The sequence below is a fragment of the Marinibactrum halimedae genome (genome assembly GCF_021234875.1).
Classification (GTDB): Bacteria; Pseudomonadota; Gammaproteobacteria; order Pseudomonadales; family Cellvibrionaceae; genus Marinibactrum; species Marinibactrum halimedae.
The window spans coordinates 1-2,850 of record NZ_JAJQVM010000076.1 but is presented as its reverse complement, the minus strand read 5'-3'; the positions used below and the strand labels follow the sequence as shown (position 1 = coordinate 2,850).

4 protein-coding genes are annotated in these 2,850 nt (G+C 39.7%); 2 read left to right on the top strand and 2 right to left on the bottom strand.

Going from position 1 to position 2,850, the window contains the following annotated elements:
• A partial coding sequence (locus LU351_RS20160; RefSeq protein ID WP_232595884.1) for an IS630 family transposase occupies window positions 1–924 on the top strand: 924 nt, incomplete at its 5' end.
• Between the two features lie 21 nt (window positions 925–945).
• Here LU351_RS20160 and LU351_RS20155 read toward each other — a convergent pair.
• Entirely contained in the window at window positions 946–1,158 is a 213-nt protein-coding gene (locus LU351_RS20155) for a hypothetical protein (RefSeq protein ID WP_416053979.1), read from the bottom strand.
• A 62-nt stretch (window positions 1,159–1,220) separates the two neighbouring features.
• Here LU351_RS20155 and LU351_RS21105 point away from each other — a divergent pair, with 62 nt between their 5' ends.
• Window positions 1,221–1,502 (top strand): ISAs1 family transposase, encoded by a 282-nt coding sequence (locus LU351_RS21105; RefSeq protein ID WP_416053978.1) that lies wholly within the window; start codon window positions 1,221–1,223, stop codon window positions 1,500–1,502.
• A gap of 194 nt (window positions 1,503–1,696) precedes the next feature.
• On the opposite strand, the gene LU351_RS20150 is transcribed toward LU351_RS21105, so the two are convergent.
• Window positions 1,697–2,416, bottom strand: a complete 720-nt coding sequence (locus tag LU351_RS20150; RefSeq protein WP_232595883.1) for a putative adhesin — start codon at window positions 2,414–2,416, stop codon at window positions 1,697–1,699.
• Between the last annotated feature and the right edge of the window lie 434 nt (window positions 2,417–2,850).

The following is a 2,850-nucleotide window of genomic DNA, read 5'->3' as shown; positions in this document are numbered from 1 at the left end:
CTCGGCTTTAATCGCAGCCAAATTTATCGATGGTTGGCCCTTTATCGTGAAGGGGGCTATGAGGCATTGAAAAAAAGCGTAGCCAAAGGTCGAGAACCCAAGCTATCTGACCAGCAACTTCAAAAGCTACATGACATCATCACCTCTAAAAACCCAACGCAATTAAATTTTGAGTTCGCATTGTGGACCCGAGCGATGGTTCGTGAGCTCATCCAAGATGAATTTCAGGTTAAATTAAGTGATGTTTCTGTGGGGCGCTTGCTTCGAAAGCTAGGCCTGTCACCACAGCGCCCACTGCGTAAAGCCTGTCAGCAGAACCCAGACCGTGTAGAAGAATGGAAGACAATTGCCTATCCAGAAATACAAAAAGAAGCAAAAAAGGTGGGGGCAGATATCTATTTTGGTGATGAATCGTGTATTCGCTCAGATCATCATAGTGGAACAGCTTGGGCTCCCGTTGGAGAAACGCCGATCATTGAGAGAACAGGGGCCAGATTCAGTATCAATATGATTTCCGCTATCAATCCCAAAGGACACCAGAGGTTTATGGCGTTTACCAGCAGCATGAACAGCGATAAATTTATAGAGTTTTTAAAACGTTTGATGACAAATGCAGAAAAGCCCATTTTTCTTATCTTGGATGGCCATCGTGTGCACACATCAAAGAAAGTAAAAGAGTTTGTGATCAAAACACAAGGAATGCTTCGCTTATTTATTCTTCCTCCCTATTCACCACAGCTAAATCCTGACGAGTGGGTATGGAATTGGCTCAAGAATCACAAGATTGGCAAGTTTTCGATTAAAGGCCCAGATCAGTTTTGTGAACAAGTAAAAAAGTTTATGTGTCAGCTACAGAAATCGAAAAATATATTGCTTGGCTTTTTTAAAGATAAGAATTTGGAGTACATAGCAGACGCCACTTAATGTTGCTAAGCTATGTACTCCTTAGTATAAGTGCTGAAGTACGAGTACTTTGAACATCAGTAGCTCGTCATAGGCTTTACGACCCGCATTGCTTTTTCGGTTTGACTTTCGTATTTCCTTTAAGGTCGGACGAAAGGCTTCCCAAAATATCAGTTTGTTGAGATGAACTAATGGATCTTTTTCATCTAACTTGCGATACCTGTCATCTAAATCAAAAAAGCCGGGCTGAGACATAGAAGGAAACTCTTGAAATTTTTGAACAGTGAGATTATATCAAAGTTGGGCTATTTTTAGAGGTGCCCTGTAGTAATCAACCTTCAGCGGAAAAAGCACTAAGTATAGTTCGCAGTCACTGGGGTATTGAAAATCAATTACATTGGGTTTTAGATGTGGTATTTAACGAAGATGATTGTCAAGTAAAAGATAATCGTTGCGCTGAAAATTTATCTCGATTACGGCATATAGCGACAAATTTATTAAAGCGGGATAAATCGACCAAGGTTTCAATGAAAAACAAAAGGCGTAAAGCGAGTTGGAACGACGAGTATTTATACAATTTGCTTAATTCGAAAGGATAAAAGTGTGCAATCGTCCTGTACGATTATCCCTTCCACACACATCTACGTCTATTGCCGCGACTCATAACGCACTACGAATTTGACTGGCTGAGCACTCCGGATGATAACTCCATACTTGCACCCAATAGCAAAGAGTTAGCCACAACAACCAACACCGAAAAATACCACTTTTTAAAAGGTCATAAGTGTTAACATCAACTATAGACTACCGCTTGAGGGCCTTTTGGCCGTATTTTCCATAAAGAATTACGACAGAAAATACAATCAACCTGATTAAAGTCATACCCTCGACTTTCCAGCTCATCAAGTACCCACTTTAAATTTACACTCGCCATAAAGGGAGAGCGTCTATTTCTTATCGTTAAAACACAGGCTGCAGACATAGCATTAAGATCTTGTAAACGCTTTAAGTTGTCTCTAATTAAAATAGCTTTCGTCGCCTCTGGGGTGTTTTTTGAGCCCATCATTGTAACCAGTGCATTACTCACCTCTTGTGCGTCTTTCTGAAAATCCTTCTTCATTAAGCTTTCAATAATGTCATAGCTCTCACTACCCTTGTTGTGGTTTTTCTTTCCTCTGCTATTTGTATATTTACTCAATATGTAATTGTAGCATCGGTCCCCCTGGGTATATGTATCTTGAGGCGTTGCCCTATGCTTCTGTTGATAAAACTTCCAAATACCAGGGTCAGTTACACTTCTACCATCATTAGAATAAAAATTAAGGGTTGTATTTTGCGTTATTCTGAAAGTAAAATTCGTTCTTCTTCCGCCATGCGCACTGATAATCAGCCTTTTGGGTTGGCCCAACCCTCCTAAATTTTTAGGTGTCCAAAGGTACATTTTTCCAGCGATATCAACGCAATTATAATTTCCCGTTAATATTTGAGACTTGCATTTAAAAAAATTAGACATGACAACTCCGACCAATCAAAAAGCAAACTAAAAATAGCTCTTAACATTATGATTACTAATACCGAAGTCCATTCAAGAAACTGCCATATTTCATGCCCTAGGCAAAATCACGCCCACCCCTGCTCTCGTCGCAATATCCGCTGATCAAAATGCAACCAACTCAATAAGGCCCACACCTTTTCAATCCATAACCACCAAGACAACTCTCAAGACATCTAAGTCATAGTGGAGTTTGACGAATCTAATCAGAAAGCTAGGGACTAAAAAAGAAAACTTCGAAGTAAAAGTTTAATAAGCCTGTATTTACAAATCAGAATAGTGAATAAAAAATCACGATACACAACAACGTTTTATTCACTTTTGAATTCAACACCAACGCCTCGATTTGCTCCTTACTCTATCCATCCCATTCATTAACCCCCGTTCACCCTCAA

Coding starts and splice junctions, on each gene's coding strand:
- LU351_RS20155 (WP_416053979.1), bottom strand. CDS start 1,158: ATGTCTCAGCCCGGCTTTTTTGATTTAGATGACAGGTATCGCAAGTTA.
- LU351_RS20150 (WP_232595883.1), bottom strand. CDS start 2,416: ATGTCTAATTTTTTTAAATGCAAGTCTCAAATATTAACGGGAAATTAT.